Here is a 15,607-nt window from a genome sequence, read left to right on the forward strand (position 1 = left end):
ATCAATCAGTTCAGCGGCTGCGTCATCAGACGGCCGAATTCAGGGCACGGCTCGTCGTCGTCGCAAAGGCGCAGGCAATTCCAGGCCGTCGCCTGGTTGCTGGTGACGACGGGGCGGCCGATCGCCTCTTCTATGCCGACAACTGCCGCCGCCGACCGCAGCGCCGTGCAGGACACGAACAGCGCGTCGGCCTGCGGGGCCATCGCATCACGGGCCAGATCGACCAAGGATTTCGGCGCAATCCGCGCCATCTCGCGATCATCCTCGAAGCCGAGGCAAGTGAAGCTGGCGATTTCGAATCCATGCTCGCTGAAATAGGTCGCCATCGGCCGGCTGGTCTCGACCGTGTAAGGGGTGAGGATGCTGACCGTCCTGGCGCCCAGCGCCTTCAGGCCGCGCACGCCGGCCATCGGCGGCGTGACCACCGGCACGCCGGGCTTGGCGGCCTGCACCGCCGCCTCGATTTCGGCATCGCCGATCACGACGGAAGCTGAGGTGCAGGAATAGCAGATCGCGTCGAGCGGCTCGTCAGGCAGGATCAGGGCCGCGGCCGCCGTCAGTGACGGCTGCATCTTGCGCAAATTGTCCGGCGTCGTCGGGTTGGCGTAGGGAATACGCGCGACATAGACGCCGATGCGGTCGCTTGCCACCATGCGGTGAAAATCCGGTTCGCTGGTATGGTCGGTGGCAAGGATGATCAGGCCGACCCGCTTTTCCAGCGGACGTGCTTCGAGCGGCGGACGGATCGAGCGCAGGCGGATATCGGGTGCAGCGTTCATCGTTCGATCCGCCCATAACGGTGTTCCAGCCAGCGCAGCAGCACCACCGAGAACAGGCTGATGGCGAGGAAGAAGGCGCCGACCAAGGTGATCGGTTCGATATACCGATAATAGGTGTTGGCGACGCTCTTGGCCTGGTTCATCAGTTCCAGCACGGTGATCGCCGACAGCAGCGGCGTCTCTTTGAACATGGCGATGAAATAATTGGCAAGCGCCGGGATCATCGGCGGGATCGCCTGCGGAATGATAATGTGCGTCCAGGTCTGTGTGGCATTCAGATTGCAGGCCTTGGCCGCTTCCCATTGGCCGCGCGGCACATTGTCGATGCCGGCGCGGTAGACCTCGGCCGTGTAAGTGCCGTAATGCAGTCCGAGACCGATGACGCCCGCCACCAATGGCGGCAACAGGACGCCGAAATCCGGCAGCACGTAGAAGATGAAATAGAGCTGCACCAACAGCGGAGTGCCACGGATGAACTCGGCAACGAAACCGACGGTGCGCGACAGGGCCCGGTTCGGCGAACGGCGCGCCAACGCAATGCCCAGCCCGACGACGGCCGCCAGCACCGAGCCGAGCAGCGTCGCCAGGATGGTGATCTTCACCCCCTCGATCAGCGTCGGCAGGATCTGCCGGACAAAATCCCAATCCCATTCCATTAGCAGGCCCGATCGATCATACGCGCACCCCGTCGAGGCCACGAGCCATGCGGCGTTCCAGCGACCGCACGCCCCAGGAGATGAGGAGCGCCAGGACGAAATAGATGACGAGGATGGTGCTGAACGGCACCAGTGTATTGCCGGTCTGCGAGCGCACCACCTGCGCCTGGAAGGTCAGGTCTGCAAGCGAGATCAGCGAAACGACGGCTGTGGCCTTGAGCAGCTCGATGGCGTTGTTGCCGAAGGTCGGCAGCATCACCAGAAGCGCTTGCGGCAGGATGATATGGCGCATGGCTTGCCAGCGGCCGAGATTGAGCGCGGTGCAGGCCTCATATTGTTCGCGGCCGATCGACTTGATGGCGCCGCGCACGACTTCCGCCGCATAAGCGCCGACATTGAGGCCCAGCGCCAGCACGCCGGCCTGCAGCGGCGTCAGCGAAATGCCGGCGAAAGGCAGCACGAAATAGGCCCAGAACAGCTGCACGAAGATCGAGGTGCCGCGGAAGAACTCGATATAGGCGGTGGCCAGCGCGCGCAGCACGAAGAACCGCGACAGCCGCCCCAGCCCGGCAAGAAAGGCCATGACCAAGGCCAGCACCGACCCCATCAGCGTCAACTCGATGGTGACGAGTGCTCCTTGCAATATCAGGCCGAAATAGCCGGACCATTGGGTCATTGGGTCGAGAGTTTCCGCGTTGAATGTCCAGCGAGACGTTGGCTTCAGCCTCCTTCTCCCCGTTCACGGGAAAAAAGATGCCGGGCGGCAGATGAGGGGCAGAGCCCGCTTGGCAGAACTTTGTGCTGCCCCTCATCCGGCCCTTCGGGCCTCCTTCTCTCCGTGAACGGGGAGAAGGAGGACCCGCCTATTTCGCCGAGCAGAGCTTGTCGCGGCTCGTCGACATTGCCGCCGCCGCCGAGAAGCCGTAAGGCTCGATGATCTTGGCGAACTCGCCGGACTTCTTCAGTTTCGCCAGCTCGACATCATAGGCGTCGCGCAGCGCTTCGTCGCCCTTCTTGAAGGCCGCGCCGTCGCAATAGACCGGCGCACCGACCACCGGCGCGATAACTTCGAGGTTCGGATCATTGGCTTTCTTGACCAGGTCGTTGATCGACAGCACGGGCAGTGAATAAGCATCGATACGGCCGTCCTGCAGCATCTTCAGGCCGCTCTGGCCGTCCGGCACGACGATGACGCGCTCGCGCGGCACACCTGCCGTGAGCGCCAGCTTTTCCTCGGTGCCGCCACCCGGTGCGCCGATCGTCGCGCTGGTGTCCTTGGCGACGTCCTCGTAGCTCTTGAAGCCCTTCGGGTTGCCCTTCTTCACCAACATCGCCTCGGCGTCGCACAGCACCGGTTCCGAATAGGCGACCGCAGCACAACGTTCCGGCTTCATGAACAGGCCGGCGGTGACGACGTCGAAACGGCCGGCCTGCAAGCCGGGGATCATGGCGCCATACTCCGAGATCGAGGCGACGATATCGTTCACGCCAAGACGTTTGAAGATTTCACGGGCAACGTCAGGCGCCGCACCCGAAACCTTGCCGTCGGCAGCGACCGCCGTATAGGGCGGCTCGTTGGCGATGGCGACGCGGGCAAAGCCTTGCGCCTTGAGCTCTTCGAGCTTGCTGTCATCGGCCGAGCCGGCCGTCGAGGCGGCCAGCACCGCCGCCAGCGCAATACCGGCGACGCCGGCCAAAATGGCAAATTTCTTCATTGTTCCCAACTCCTTGTTTGTCTGTCTTCTTGGCTTGCTTGAGGCGTCGCCGCCTCGCATGGCAGTCAGACCCGATGTCCGGCCGCAATGATCTTCTTCAGGAAACCTTGCGTACGCTCCTGTTTGGGATGGCGGAAAATCTCGTCGGGCTTGCCTTCCTCGACTATTCTGCCGCGATCGAAGAACAGCACCCGGTCGGCGAAGTCATGGGCGAAACCCATCTCGTGCGTGACCAGCAGCATGGTCATGTCGGTCTCGGCAGCGAGCTTGCGCATGACGTTGAGCACCTCGTCGACGAGCTCCGGGTCGAGCGCCGAGGTGACCTCGTCGAACAGCATGATCTTCGGCGACAGCGCCAGCGCGCGCGCAATCGCGACGCGCTGCTTCTGTCCGCCGGAAAGCTGCGCCGGCATCGCTTTGGCCTTGTCGACCATGCCGACCATGTCGAGCAGTTCCATCGCCCGCTTTTCGGCGGCGCCCCGCGGCACGCCTTTGGTCAGCATCGGTGCCAGCGTCACATTGTCGATGACGCATTTGTGCGGAAACAGATTGAACAGTTGGAAGACCATGCCGATCTTCTGGCGCATCTTTGCCAAATGCCGTTCATCGGCCGTTAGCAGCCGGCCGTTACGCTCCATGTGGTACAGCTGTTCGCCGTCGACCTGGATGTGGCCGCTGTCGATGCGCTCAAGCGTCATCAGGATACGCAGGATCGTCGTCTTGCCCGAGCCCGATGGGCCGATCAGCGCCAGCTTCTCGCCCGGCATGACTTGCATCGAGAGGCCGTCCAGCACCTTGAAGGTGCCGAAGCTTTTCGAAATGCCGTCGATCTTGATGATGGGCGCCGACAATGAATTTCCCGTGCTGGAGAAGCTATGCCTTTAACGATGCGGATCGCAGCAAATCATGTCAATCAAGAAAATAATATCATGACAATATTTCGAATTCCGCACAATTCCCCGCCATTTGTTGCCTAGATGGCAAGCAGGAGATGCTCGGGATCGCCGAGCAGAAGCTTTGTGACAACGCCGAGACCGGCACGCAGTTCCCCCTCCGTGGTCGAGCCCAGCGAAATCCGGACGGCTGGATGCCAAGGCATCTGCGAAATGCGAAACGACGTGCCGGGCGCAATCGCCACGCCCTGCAGGCGCGCCTGGGACACAAAGCTTTCCTCGCCGCGATCCTCGGGCAGCCGCAGCCAGACGTGAAGCCCGTCGCGATGAGCGCGATAATCCACTCCGGCAAGCACCTCGGCGGCGATGTCCAGACGCCGCCGCAAAGCCAGGCGCTGCCATCGAACGAGTTCCATCGCGGTGCCGTCGGTCACCCATTTGCTGGCGATCTCGGCCACCATCGGAGTCGCCATCCAGTTCGAGACCAGGTGGCGGTTGGCAACCGCGGCGACATAACGATCGGGTGCCGCGAGATAGCCGATGCGCAGGCCGGGCACCACGATCTTGGTGAAGGAGGTGACATAGAGCGTGCGCTCGGGGGCAAACGCCGCGACCGGCGGCGGCCGGTCCTCGACCAGCGGGCCGAGCACATCGTTCTCGATGATGGCGATGTCGTGCCTGCGCGCAACCGCCGCGATCTGCTCGCGCCGGGCGGCATCCATCAGCGTTGCCGTCGGGTTGATCACCGAGGGCTGCACGAACACGGCGCGGATGTCGGACAGCCGGCAGGCCGCGTCGAGCGCTTCCGGGATCAGCCCATTGTCGTCGATGGGCAGACCCTCGAGATTGAAGCCGAGATAGCGCGCCAGCGGGATCAGCGTGTGATGGCCGATCGCTTCCGTGGCGACGGTCGAACCGGGCGGCGCCACGCTCATCAGCGCTACCGTCATCCCGGCCGTGGCGCCGTTGGTCAGGCTGATGTTCTGCGGCGACGCGTCGAGGCCGCAGAGCCGCAGCCACTCGACGCCCACCGCGCGGTGGCGCGGGAACACCATGTTCGGCCTGAACGACAGCGCCGAGCTCGACGGCAGGTTTTCGGCGAGCCAGCCCAGTGCCTGCCTTAGCCGCTCCAGATGCATCGGTTCGCAGACCGGCTTCAGGATGGAGAGGTCGATGACCTCGCCCAGCCGCTCCGGCAGATAGGGCGGCTCCGGCTCGCGGCGCTGCGTCTGCACGAAGCTGCCGCGGCCGACCTCGCCGGAAACCAGCCCGCGGCGGATCAATTCCTCGTAGGCGCGGCTGACCGTCTGCACGGAAAGTTTCAGATCGTCGGCCAGTTGCCGGTGCGTCGGCAGGCGCGCGCCAGTGGCCAGACGCCCGTCATGGATGGCCCGCGCGAACTGGTCGGCGAGCGATTGATACGCCGGCCGCCGGATAAGAGCGGGATCTGGTCGCCAAAATGTCATGACTTATTAGAGATCGAAATCAGTGCAATTGACAATCGAAATAATGCGCCGTCATGGTGTCGGGCACTGGAAGTGGGTGATCATGGCTGCAGCGAAACTCGATCCGATCGATCTCAAGATCCTTGACGCCATCCAGCGCGACGGGCGCATCACCAAGCTGGCGCTGGCCGAGAAAGTCGGCCTGTCGCCGACGCCGTGCTGGATGCGGCTGCGCAAGCTGGAAAAGGCCGGCATCGTCTCGGGCTACCACGCCAGGATCGCCATGCGCGCCATCTCGCCGGTCGCTACCGTGCTGATGGAGGTGACGCTGGCTAGCCACCGCCAGGCCGATTTCGACCGTTTCGAGCGCGTGATCCGCGACATCCCCGAGATCGTCGCCTGCTGGTCTGTCGGCGGCGGCGTCGATTACCTGCTGAAGGTGATGGCGCGCGACATCGACGCCTATCAGCGGCTGGTCGACGCTCTGCTCGAACGCGAGATCGGCATCGACCGCTATTTCACCTACATCGTCACCAAGACGGTGAAGGAGGAGAGTGTGCTGCCAGTGGCGGATCTGTTGCCGGCATCTTCCTGATGCCGGAGAGATCGTCTGGCGGGGCAGGGCAATAGAGACAATCTCTCTACGTGCAGGCACGCAAACAGCCTCTCTGTTTGCGCGGCAGAGATAGTCTTGCGGCATCACCCGAACCGGGAGCCCGATGATGTCCGCACATTTTGCCCGCTCGCACCGCCATGAAGCACTTGATCGCCTCGCCGACCGACGGCTGCTGCGCGAACTCGCCTATGTCGCTGGCCACTGGACGGCGAGCGAGACCGCGGAGAGTTTCGAGGTAACCGATCCGGCCACCGGATCGACCGTCGCTTTTGTTGCCGCGCTCGATGCCCGGCAGACGACATTGGCGATCGATGCGGCATCGCGCGCCTTTCCTGCTTGGCGCGCATCGCTGCCGCAGGAAAGGTCGAAAATCTTGCGAAAATGGTTCGATCTGATCGTCGCCGCCAAGAATGACCTGGCTCTGCTGATGACGCTCGAACAAGGCAAGTCGCTGAAGGAATCGCTCGGCGAGATCGACTATGCCGCCTCTTTTGTCGAATGGTATGCCGAGGAGGCCAAACGTCTCAACGCCGAAAGCGTCACCAGCCATCTGCCTGATACCGAGATGATGGTGCGGCGCGAGCCGCTTGGCGTCGTCGGCGTCGTCACGCCGTGGAATTTTCCAGCGGCCATGCTGACCCGCAAGGCGGCTGCCGCCCTTGCCGCCGGTTGCACCATCGTCGCGCATCCTTCCTCGGAAACGCCGCTGTCGGCACTGGCGCTGGCCGAGCTTGGCGAACGCGCCGGCCTGCCGGCTGGCGTTTTCAACGTCCTCACCGGCAGGGCTTCGACTATCGTTGGGCGGATGTGCGAAGACCCGCGCGTTCGCGCCATGAGCTTCACCGGCTCGACCGAGATCGGCAGGCTGATCGCCGCGCAGAGTGCGCCGACGATGAAGCGTCTGGTGATGGAACTCGGCGGTCATGCGCCGCTGATCGTCTTCGCTGACGCCGATCTCGACAAGGCTGTCGCCATCGCGGTCGACGCCAAATTCGCGACCTCCGGCCAGGACTGCCTCGCCGCCAACCGCATCTATGTCCAGCGTCCGCTCTACGATCGGTTCTGTGCTGCTTTCGCCAAACGCGTCGAGGCATTGCGGACCGGCAATGGCCTGGCTGACGACACCGAAATCGGACCCTTGATGCACGAACGCGCCGTCAAGAAGGTCGAGGAGCAGGTGGCCGATGCGCTCGCCAAAGGCGCGCGCTGCCTGACCGGCGGCAAGCGCCATTCCGCCGGGCCGCTGTTCTACCAGGCGACCCTGCTTGCCGACGTGGGAGACGACGCTTTGATCATGCGCGAGGAAACCTTCGGTCCGGTTGCCGCCGTGACGCCCTTCGACAGCGAAGAGGAAGTCGTCGCCCGCGCCAATGCCACCGAATACGGCCTCGTCGCCTATGTCGTCACCGAAAACGGCGGTAGGCAATTGCGCATGGGCCGCGCGCTCGACTATGGCATGGTCGCCATCAACCGCGTCAAGATCACCGGCGCGCCGATCCCTTTCGGCGGCGTCAAGCAGTCCGGCATCGGCCGCGAGGGCTCGCGTCACGGGCTCGAAGCCTTTACCGATCTCAAATATCTCTGCCTCGACGTGGCGTGAGCCGCGCCCGACACTTTCCCTCAGGAGTAGAAAAATGCTCGACCAGTCAAACGAACTCGCCGCCTGGGACCGCGATCACTTCTTCCATCCCTCGACCCATATGGGCACCCACGCGCGTGGCGAGAGCCCGACCCGTGTGATCGCCGGCGGCGAAGGCGTCACCATCTGGGACAACAACGGGCGCAAAAGCATCGATGCCTTCGCCGGGCTCTACTGCGTCAATGTCGGTTATGGCCGCCAGAAGATCGCCGACGCCATCGCCGCGCAGGCCAAGAATCTCGCTTATTACCATGCCTATGTCGGGCACGGCACCGAGGCGTCGATCACGCTGTCCAAGATGATCATCGATCGCGCGCCGCAAGGCATGTCGAGGGTCTATTTCGGGCTCTCTGGTTCAGACGCCAATGAAACCAACATCAAGCTGATCTGGTACTACAACAACGTGCTCGGCCGGTCCGAGAAGAAGAAGATCATCTCGCGCTGGCGCGGTTATCACGGCTCCGGCATCATGACCGGATCGCTGACCGGCCTCGACCTGTTCCACAACGCCTTCGACCTGCCGCGTGCGCCGGTCCTGCACACCGAGGCGCCCTACTATTTCCGCCGCGCCGACCGCTCGCTGAGTGAAGAGCAGTTTTCGCAATACTGCGCCGACAAGCTCGAGGAGATGATCCTCGCCGAAGGGCCGGAAACGGTCGCCGCCTTCATCGGCGAGCCGATCCTCGGCACCGGCGGCATCGTGCCGCCGCCAGCCGGCTATTGGGAAAAGATCCAGGCGGTGCTGAAGAAATACGACGTGCTTTTGATCGCCGATGAAGTAGTCACCGGCTTCGGCCGATTGGGTACCATGTTCGGCTCCGACCATTACGGCATCAAGCCCGACCTGATCACCATCGCCAAGGGCCTGACCTCGGCCTATGCGCCGCTCTCCGGCGTCATCGTCTCCGACAAGGTGTGGCAGGTGCTCGTCCAAGGCTCCGACAAGCTCGGCTCGCTCGGCCATGGCTGGACCTATTCGGCGCATCCGATCTGCGTGGCCGCCGGCGTCGCCAACCTGGAACTGATCGACGAGATGGACCTGGTGCGGAACGCCGGCGAGACCGGCGCCTATTTCCGCGCCGAGCTGACGAAAGCCGTCGGTGGCCACAAAAACGTCGGCGAGGTGCGCGGCGACGGCATGCTGGCGGCAATCGAGTTCGTCGCCGACCGGGACGACCGCGTGTTCTTCGACGCCTCGCAAAAGATCGGACCGCAGGTCGCGACCACCCTTGCGGCAAGCGGCGTCATCGGCCGCGCCATGCCGCAGGGCGACATTCTCGGTTTCGCGCCGCCGCTCTGCCTGACTCGGCAAGAGGCCGACATCGTCGTCTCCAAGACGGCCGACGCGGTGAAGAGCGTGTTTGCCAACATCTGAAGAACCGACATGAATGCCATGACCAAGACCCTCCCCGCCACCATGGCCGCCGTGCAGCTGATCGGGCACGGCGGACCGGAAAAGCTCGTCTACCGCACCGACGTCAAAGTGCCCTCGCCCGCTCCGGGCGAGGTGCTGATCAAGGTCACCGCTTGCGGCATGAACAACACCGATGTCTGGGTGCGCCAGGGCGCCTATGGCACTGAGGAGGATGCAGCCGCCGTCTCGACATGGCGGCGGCAAGGCAACACACTGACCTTCCCGCGCATCCAGGGCACCGACACGGTCGGCAACATCGTTGCCGTCGGCGACGGCGTGTCGCCGGCCCGCATCGGCGAGCGGGTGATGGTCGATTTCTCCATCTACAATCGCGACGACGATTCACTCGCCGACATCGACTATATGGGCCACGGCCGCGACGGCGGCTATGCCGAATATCAGACAGTGCCGGCCGAGAACGCCCATGTCGTCAGCACCGATCTGAGCGACGTCGAACTCGCCACCTTCTGCTGCGCCTATCTCACCGGTGAACAGATGCTGGAACGCGCCGCATTGAAAGCCGGCGAGCGGGTGCTGGTCACCGGCGCCTCAGGCGGCGTCGGCTCCGGCATCGTGCAGCTGGCGCGGGCGCGCGGCGCCATTCCCTATGCCGTTGCCGGCAAGGGCAAGGAACAGGCCGTGCGTGACATCGGCGCCGAGGCGGTGATCACCCGCGGCGTTGCCGATCTGCCGGCCGCCGTCAACGAGGCGACCGGCGGCCGGCCGATCGACGTGGTGGCCGACCTCGTCGGCGGCGCGATCTTCAACGACCTGCTGCGCATCCTCAGGCCCGAAGGCCGCTATACGACGGCTGGTGCAATTGCCGGCCCGGTCGTGCAGCTCGATCTGCGCACCATGTATCTGAAACAGCTGCAACTGCATGGCTCGAGCCAGGGCACACGCGCGGATTTCCGCCGCATCGTGCGCTACATCGAGGAGAAGAAGATCCGCCCGCTGGTCGGCGGCGTCTACAAGCTCTCCGATTTCCATCGCGCCCAAGCGGATTTCATCGCAAAGGATTTCGTCGGCAAGCTGGTAGTTGTGCCGGATGCGGTCGGCGTCGCTAAATAGCACGATCAGCTCTGCGATCGGACCTCCTTGGCGGCAGCCTCGAGCGACCGTTCAAACGCGTCGATCACCTGGTCGACCTGCGGCTCGGTGATGATCAGCGGCGGGCAGAAAGCCAGCGCATCGCCCATATTGCGCGAGATGACGCCGTTCTGCTGCATGAAGCCGTTGACGAGCCCGCCCAGCGCCCCGACCGTGTCCCACGGCGCCTTGCTCGGCTTGTCGCCGACCAGTTCGACCGCCGCGATCAGGCCGACGCCACGCACCTCGCCGACAAGCGGGTGCGAAGCGAGTGTGCGCAGCCGCTTCTGCATATGCGCACCGACTGTGCGCGCATTGCCGACAAGGTCGCGCTCCTCGATCAGCTTCAGGTTCTCGAGCGCGACCGCTGCCGCAACAGGATGGCCGCCGCCGGTGAAACCGTGGCCGAAGGTGCCGATACGATTGCTTTCATCAGCGATCGGCCCGAATACCTTTTCGTTGATCAGCAGGGCCGAGATCGGCAGATAGGACGAAGAGATCTGCTTCGACAGCACCATGATGTCAGGCCTGATGCCGAAGGTCTGCGAGCCGAACATCTCACCTGTTCGGCCAAAGCCGCAGATCACCTCGTCGGCGACGAGCAGGATGTCGTATCTCGACAGCACCGCCTGTATCTTCTCCCAGTAGCCGGCCGGCGGAACGATGACGCCGCCGGCGCCCATGATCGGTTCGCCGAAAAAGGCGGCGATGGTTTCCGGTCCTTCGGCCAGGATCAGCGTTTCCAGCTCGTCGGCAAGCCGCGTCGAAAACAGCTCTTCGCTTTCACCCGACAGCGCCTCGCGCCAATGGTGCGGCGTCGAGGTGTGCAGCACATTGGCAATCGGCAGGTCAAAGGAAGTGTGGTTGTTGGGCAGTCCGGTCAGGCTTGCCGAGGCGATGGTGACGCCGTGATAGCCCTTCTTGCGGCTGATGATCTTCTTGCGCGCCGGCTGGTCGAGCGCATTCGACCGGTACCAGATCATCTTCATGGCCGTATCGTTGGCCTCGGAACCGGAATTGGTGAAATACGCCTTGCTCATCGGCACCGGCGCCATCTGCACCAGTCTCTCGGCGAGATCGATCAGCGGCGAATGCGATTTGGAGCCGAAATCGTGATAGTAAGGCAGCTTCGACATTTGCCGTACTGCCGCATCGACCAGCCGCTTCTCCGAAAAACCGACCGCGACGCTCCAGAGCCCCGCCATCGCCTCGATATAGTGGTTGCCGGCAAGGTCCTCGACATAGATGCCGTCGCCTTTCTCGATGACGAGCGGCCCCAACTCCTGATGCTTGCGCGCATTCGTATAGCCATGCATGTGAAAGCTTATGTCGCGGGCTTCGGGTGAATTCGGTCGTGAGTCCATGATGGCTCCTGTGCTGCACGCGAAACAGTCCTGCCGCCGGGCCGGCTCGGCAGGTCCCCGTGCATTATGCCGTTTGATGCATCTTTCTCGAACGGTATAGTGTCAAGCGCTTTCGACAGGGCCAGCGGATGGGTGGACGCATGCAGAACTTCGGCTTGACCTAACCGTGGACCATGTCGACTGCATTGTCGCCGGCGCCGGCGTTGTTGGCCTGGCGATCGCGCGAGAGATGGCGCAGCGCGGCATCGTTTCGCTGGTCCTGGAAGCCGAGAACGCCATCGGCACCGGGACAAGCTCGCGCAATTCCGAGGTCATCCATGCCGGCCTCCACTATCCGGTTGGATCGCTGAAGGCCCGGTTCTGCGTGGCCGGCCGGGAAAGACTCTATCGCTATTGCGAGGAGCGGGCGATCCCGCACGCGCGCTGCGGCAAGCTCATCGTTGCCACAAATGCCGAACAGGAGCCGGTGCTCGCCTCAATCCGGGCCAATGCACGCGCTTGCGGCGCCGGCGACCTGATGCCGTTGCGCGAAGCCGAGGCGCATGCGCTGGAGCCCAGCCTTAGGTGTACGGCAGCGTTACTGTCGCCCGCCACCGGGATCATCGACAGCCATGCCCTGATGCTCGCCTTGTTGGCTGATGCCGAAGCGCACGGGGCGGCACTTAGTCTCAACACGCGCATCGACTCCGGCCGCATCGAAGCGGGCCGCGTCGTGCTCGAGACGGTGGACGCTGCCGGCGGCGAGCGCTTCGAAATCGCCACTCCGCGTTTCGTCAATGCCGCCGGGCTTGGCGCGGCAGCCCTTGCGGGTTCGCTTGAAGGGCTCAATCAGCAATTCGTGCCAAAGCTCCATTATGCCAAGGGCAATTATTTTTCGGTGACCGGCCGGGCGCCGTTCTCACGATTGGTCTATCCGGTGCCCGAACCCGGCGGGCTCGGTGTTCATCTGACGCTCGATCTCGATGGCGTCACCCGCTTCGGGCCGGACGTCGAATGGACCGATCAACTCGACTATCGCGTCGACCCAGCTCGTGGCGAGCGCTTCTACAGCGAGATCCGCAAATACTGGCCGGAGCTGGCCGATGACAGCCTGCAGCCCGCTTACAGCGGCATCCGACCAAAACTGTCCGGTCCCGGTGAGGCCAATGCCGACTTCGTCATCCAGGACGTGGCGGTGCACGGCGTGGATAGCCTGGTCAACCTGTTCGGCATCGAAAGCCCCGGCCTGACCTCCTGCCTGGCGATTGCCGACCATGTCGCGCAGCGCCTCGCGCCAAAGTTGTAGCGTGCGGCGCGCGCCACGATCTGCACTGTATCAAGGCGCATTGCGTGAACTTTCAGGCGCAAGTCGCCTATGAGGCACATCGCGCACTTGCAGCCCGCTCCGCGCTCTGATTCCCTGCATTCTGGGCTTTCCTGATTCGCACTGCCCGGTTCAAAGTTTTCGCAGTGCGCCCGGGACAAGCTTCCAGCGACCACTCGGCGTATCCAGGGAGAACGGCAATGAACACCGCGACGAGGCCGGTAATCTCGGAGATGAGGCCCAAGATCACCGTCGTCGGGGTGGGCGGCGGCGGCGGCAACGCCGTCAACAACATGATCGCCGAAGGCCTGCAGGGCGCGGAATTCATCGTCGCCAACACCGATGCCCAGGCCCTTGCCATGTCAAAGGCAACGAGGCTGATCCAGTTGGGCGCTCATATCACCGAAGGTCTCGGCGCCGGGTCCCTGCCCGAGGTCGGCCGTGCCGCGGCCGTGGAATCCATCGACGAGATCATGGATCACCTTGCTGGAACGCATATGTGCTTCGTGACCGCCGGCATGGGAGGCGGAACCGGCACCGGTGCCGCGCCTGTTATAGCGCAGGCAGCACGGGCAGCCGGAATACTGACCGTCGCCGTCGTTACCAAGCCATTTGTCTTCGAAGGCAGGCGCCGCATGTACGCTGCCGACGAGGGCATCGAGCGCCTGCGCGAAAGCGCCGATACCGTCATCGTCATCCCCAACCAGAACCTGTTCAGGATCGCCGACGCCAGAACCACGTTCGCCGACGCCTTCGCCATGGCCGACCGGGTTCTTTATGCGGGTGTCGGCTGCATCACCGATCTGATCGTCAAGGAAGGCCTGATCAATCTCGACTTCGCCGATGTAAAGTCGGTGATGCGCGACATGGGCCGCGCCATGATGGGGACCGGCGAGGCTGCCGGAGAAGGCCGCGCCAAGAAGGCGGCGGAAGCGGCAATCGCCAACCCGCTACTCGACGAAGCTTCGATGATGGGCGCCAAAGGCGTCCTTGTCTCGATATCGGGCGGCATGGACATGACGCTGTTCGAAGTCGACGAAGCCGCAACCCGCATCCGCGAGGAGGTAGACAACGATGCCGACATCATCGTCGGCGCCATCTTCGACAAGGCACTCGCCGGAAAATTCAGGGTATCGGTCGTGGCGACCGGCTTGCGGCGTGGCCTGGAGATTCCACTGCTTGCCGAACCGGAAGTTCGCATGAACTGAACGCGTATCGCTGACTACCAGCCTCGCGTCACCAGAGCCGCGCGCCTCGAAGACTTCCCATCAGCCGACGGTTGCTCGCGAGCTGTATCCGATACTCAGGCCGCCCGAACGCTGCGCGCTCCACGCGCCCAGGCCGGCAGCCAATCGCCATGCGCAACCAGCAAATCATCGACCAGCGACCATATCTGGTCGAGGTCGAGCTCAGCCGCCGTATGCGGGTCCATCATCGCCGCGTGATAGATGTGCTCGCGGTTTTCGGTCATCAGCGCCTGGACCGTCAGCTCCTGGACGTTGATATTGGTACGGATCAGCGCGGTGAGCTGCACCGGCAGGTCGCCGATGAAGGTGGGTTGAATGCCCGAGGCGTCAACGAGGCATGGCACCTCGGCCGCGCAATTATATGGCAATGACGTGATGCAGCCATTGTTGCGGACGTTGCCGTAGATCACCGACGGCTCGCCGGTCCAGACCGAGTTCATGATCGAGGACGCATATTCCTTCGACTGCTCCACTTCGATCTTGTCAGCCGAGCGATAGGCTTCCGCTTGCCCCTTCCAGCGTTCGATCTGCTCGATGCAGCGCTTCGGGTATTCGTCGAGCGGGATACCGAATTTCTCGATCAGGTCGTCGCGCCCGTCCTTGATGAAATAGGGCGTGTATTCCGCGAAATGTTCGGAGCTCTCGGTGACGAAGTAGCCGAGGCGTTTCAGCATCTCGTAGCGCACCTTGTTCGGGCAGCGCGGATTCCATCCCGGCTTGGGCGCCCGCCCTTCGCTGTAGGCGCGCAGCAGATCCGGGTAGAGGTTGCGATAGGAGCCATCCGGCTGGCGATGCTCGAACTTCAGGTAGAAGGCCATGTGATTGATGCCGGCCGAGCGGTAGCGAATCTCCTCGTAGGGAATGTCGAGATCGTGCGCCAGTTCCATCGCTGTGCCTTGTACCGAATGGCAGAGGCCGACCTGCTTGATGTCGGGATATTTCTCCGCGATCGCCCAGGTGTTGATCGCCATCGGGTTGACATACTGCAGCATGATCGCCTGCGGGCAGATTGCGAGCATGTCCTCGCAGATCTTCCAGAGATGCGGCACGGTTCTCAAGCCGCGCATGATGCCGCCGACACCGAGCGTATCGGCGATGGTCTGGCGCAGACCGTATTTCTTCGGAACTTCGAAGTCGGTGACGGTGCAGGGCTCGTAGCCGCCGATCTGGAAGGCGACGACGACGAAATCGGCGCCCGCCAGCGCCTTGCGCTGGTCCGAATAGGTTTCGGCTTTGGCCTTCACGCCGAGCGTCGAGATCAGCTTGCCGACCACGATTGCGCTTTCCTCGAGCCGTTGCGGATTGATGTCCATCAGTGCGATCGTCGCGCCGGATAAGGCCGGACGCTGCAATATGTCGCCGACGATGTTCCTCATGAACACCGTCGAGCCAGCTCCGATGAAAGCGACCTTGGGATTTCTTGCCACAACGACCTCCGGCTTAAGCA

The 15,607-nt window shown here is 63.3% G+C and carries 14 protein-coding genes; 6 read left to right on the top strand and 8 right to left on the bottom strand.

The window, feature by feature from the left end; translation table 11 throughout:
• Nucleotides 1-5: 5 nt before the first annotated feature.
• The 6 genes from eutA to ehuR form a co-directional block, all read right to left on the bottom strand.
• Nucleotides 6-779: an ectoine utilization protein EutA gene (eutA, locus tag NKJ72_RS02440; protein WP_352475673.1), complete on the bottom strand. Its 774-nt coding sequence runs from the start codon at nt 777-779 to the stop codon at nt 6-8.
• A complete protein-coding gene (gene ehuD / locus NKJ72_RS02445; RefSeq protein WP_254819480.1) occupies nt 776-1,435 on the bottom strand; it encodes an ectoine/hydroxyectoine ABC transporter permease subunit EhuD in 660 nt (219 codons plus the stop codon). Before ehuD ends, eutA begins: the two co-directional genes overlap by 4 nt.
• 16 nt (nt 1,436-1,451) lie before the next feature.
• Nucleotides 1,452-2,111: an ectoine/hydroxyectoine ABC transporter permease subunit EhuC gene (gene ehuC, locus NKJ72_RS02450; protein WP_254819481.1), complete on the bottom strand. Its 660-nt coding sequence runs from the start codon at nt 2,109-2,111 to the stop codon at nt 1,452-1,454.
• A 187-nt stretch (nt 2,112-2,298) separates the two neighbouring features.
• Nucleotides 2,299-3,150 (bottom strand): ectoine/hydroxyectoine ABC transporter substrate-binding protein EhuB, encoded by an 852-nt coding sequence (ehuB, locus tag NKJ72_RS02455; RefSeq protein ID WP_254819482.1) that lies wholly within the window; start codon nt 3,148-3,150, stop codon nt 2,299-2,301.
• Between the two features lie 65 nt (nt 3,151-3,215).
• The gene (gene ehuA / locus NKJ72_RS02460) at nt 3,216-4,001 is read right to left on the bottom strand and encodes an ectoine/hydroxyectoine ABC transporter ATP-binding protein EhuA (protein WP_352475674.1); all 786 of its coding nucleotides are present in this window, start codon (nt 3,999-4,001) and stop codon (nt 3,216-3,218) included.
• A gap of 122 nt (nt 4,002-4,123) precedes the next feature.
• Nucleotides 4,124-5,509 carry a MocR-like ectoine utilization transcription factor EhuR gene (gene ehuR, locus NKJ72_RS02465; RefSeq protein ID WP_352475675.1) on the bottom strand — a complete coding sequence of 462 codons (1,386 nt, stop codon included), beginning with the start codon at nt 5,507-5,509 and terminating at the stop codon, nt 4,124-4,126.
• Between the two features lie 82 nt (nt 5,510-5,591).
• Here ehuR and NKJ72_RS02470 point away from each other — a divergent pair, with 82 nt between their 5' ends.
• The 4 genes from NKJ72_RS02470 (at nt 5,592) to NKJ72_RS02485 (ending at nt 10,228) form a co-directional block, all read left to right on the top strand.
• Nucleotides 5,592-6,083, top strand: coding sequence for an Lrp/AsnC family transcriptional regulator (locus NKJ72_RS02470; RefSeq protein WP_352475676.1), 492 nt, complete (start codon nt 5,592-5,594; stop codon nt 6,081-6,083).
• 127 nt (nt 6,084-6,210) lie between these two features.
• The gene (locus NKJ72_RS02475) at nt 6,211-7,704 is read left to right on the top strand and encodes an NAD-dependent succinate-semialdehyde dehydrogenase (protein WP_352475677.1); all 1,494 of its coding nucleotides are present in this window, start codon (nt 6,211-6,213) and stop codon (nt 7,702-7,704) included.
• A 34-nt stretch (nt 7,705-7,738) separates the two neighbouring features.
• Nucleotides 7,739-9,118, top strand: a complete 1,380-nt coding sequence (locus tag NKJ72_RS02480; protein WP_352475678.1) for an aspartate aminotransferase family protein — start codon at nt 7,739-7,741, stop codon at nt 9,116-9,118.
• 9 nt (nt 9,119-9,127) lie between these two features.
• A complete protein-coding gene (locus tag NKJ72_RS02485; RefSeq protein WP_352475679.1) occupies nt 9,128-10,228 on the top strand; it encodes an alcohol dehydrogenase family protein in 1,101 nt (366 codons plus the stop codon).
• A gap of 5 nt (nt 10,229-10,233) precedes the next feature.
• On the opposite strand, the gene NKJ72_RS02490 is transcribed toward NKJ72_RS02485, so the two are convergent.
• Nucleotides 10,234-11,610 carry an aspartate aminotransferase family protein gene (locus NKJ72_RS02490; protein WP_352475680.1) on the bottom strand — a complete coding sequence of 459 codons (1,377 nt, stop codon included), beginning with the start codon at nt 11,608-11,610 and terminating at the stop codon, nt 10,234-10,236.
• Nucleotides 11,611-11,776: 166 nt separating this feature from the next.
• Between NKJ72_RS02490 and NKJ72_RS02495 the strand changes: the two genes are divergently transcribed.
• Entirely contained in the window at nt 11,777-12,895 is a 1,119-nt protein-coding gene (locus NKJ72_RS02495) for an NAD(P)/FAD-dependent oxidoreductase (protein ID WP_352475681.1), read from the top strand.
• Nucleotides 12,896-13,113: 218 nt separating this feature from the next.
• Nucleotides 13,114-14,121: a cell division protein FtsZ gene (ftsZ, locus tag NKJ72_RS02500; protein WP_023677189.1), complete on the top strand. Its 1,008-nt coding sequence runs from the start codon at nt 13,114-13,116 to the stop codon at nt 14,119-14,121.
• A gap of 95 nt (nt 14,122-14,216) precedes the next feature.
• Here the strand turns inward: ftsZ and NKJ72_RS02505 are convergent, their stop codons facing one another.
• Nucleotides 14,217-15,587 carry an alpha-glucosidase/alpha-galactosidase gene (locus tag NKJ72_RS02505; protein WP_352475682.1) on the bottom strand — a complete coding sequence of 457 codons (1,371 nt, stop codon included), beginning with the start codon at nt 15,585-15,587 and terminating at the stop codon, nt 14,217-14,219.
• Nucleotides 15,588-15,607: the final 20 nt, after the last annotated feature.

Source organism: Mesorhizobium sp. M0045, assembly GCF_040323385.1.
Taxonomy (GTDB): Bacteria; Pseudomonadota; Alphaproteobacteria; order Rhizobiales; family Rhizobiaceae; genus Mesorhizobium.

Excerpts from the sequence above, each read along its gene's own strand:
- eutA (WP_352475673.1), bottom strand. The coding sequence starts at position 779 with ATGAACGCTGCACCCGATATCCGCCTGCGCTCGATCCGTCCGCCGCTC.
- ehuD (WP_254819480.1), bottom strand. The coding sequence starts at position 1,435 with ATGGAATGGGATTGGGATTTTGTCCGGCAGATCCTGCCGACGCTGATC.
- ehuC (WP_254819481.1), bottom strand. The coding sequence starts at position 2,111 with ATGACCCAATGGTCCGGCTATTTCGGCCTGATATTGCAAGGAGCACTC.
- ehuB (WP_254819482.1), bottom strand. The coding sequence starts at position 3,150 with ATGAAGAAATTTGCCATTTTGGCCGGCGTCGCCGGTATTGCGCTGGCG.
- ehuR (WP_352475675.1), bottom strand. The coding sequence starts at position 5,509 with ATGACATTTTGGCGACCAGATCCCGCTCTTATCCGGCGGCCGGCGTAT.
- NKJ72_RS02470 (WP_352475676.1), top strand. The coding sequence starts at position 5,592 with ATGGCTGCAGCGAAACTCGATCCGATCGATCTCAAGATCCTTGACGCC.
- NKJ72_RS02475 (WP_352475677.1), top strand. The coding sequence starts at position 6,211 with ATGTCCGCACATTTTGCCCGCTCGCACCGCCATGAAGCACTTGATCGC.
- NKJ72_RS02480 (WP_352475678.1), top strand. The coding sequence starts at position 7,739 with ATGCTCGACCAGTCAAACGAACTCGCCGCCTGGGACCGCGATCACTTC.
- NKJ72_RS02485 (WP_352475679.1), top strand. The coding sequence starts at position 9,128 with ATGAATGCCATGACCAAGACCCTCCCCGCCACCATGGCCGCCGTGCAG.
- NKJ72_RS02490 (WP_352475680.1), bottom strand. The coding sequence starts at position 11,610 with ATGGACTCACGACCGAATTCACCCGAAGCCCGCGACATAAGCTTTCAC.
- ftsZ (WP_023677189.1), top strand. The coding sequence starts at position 13,114 with ATGAACACCGCGACGAGGCCGGTAATCTCGGAGATGAGGCCCAAGATC.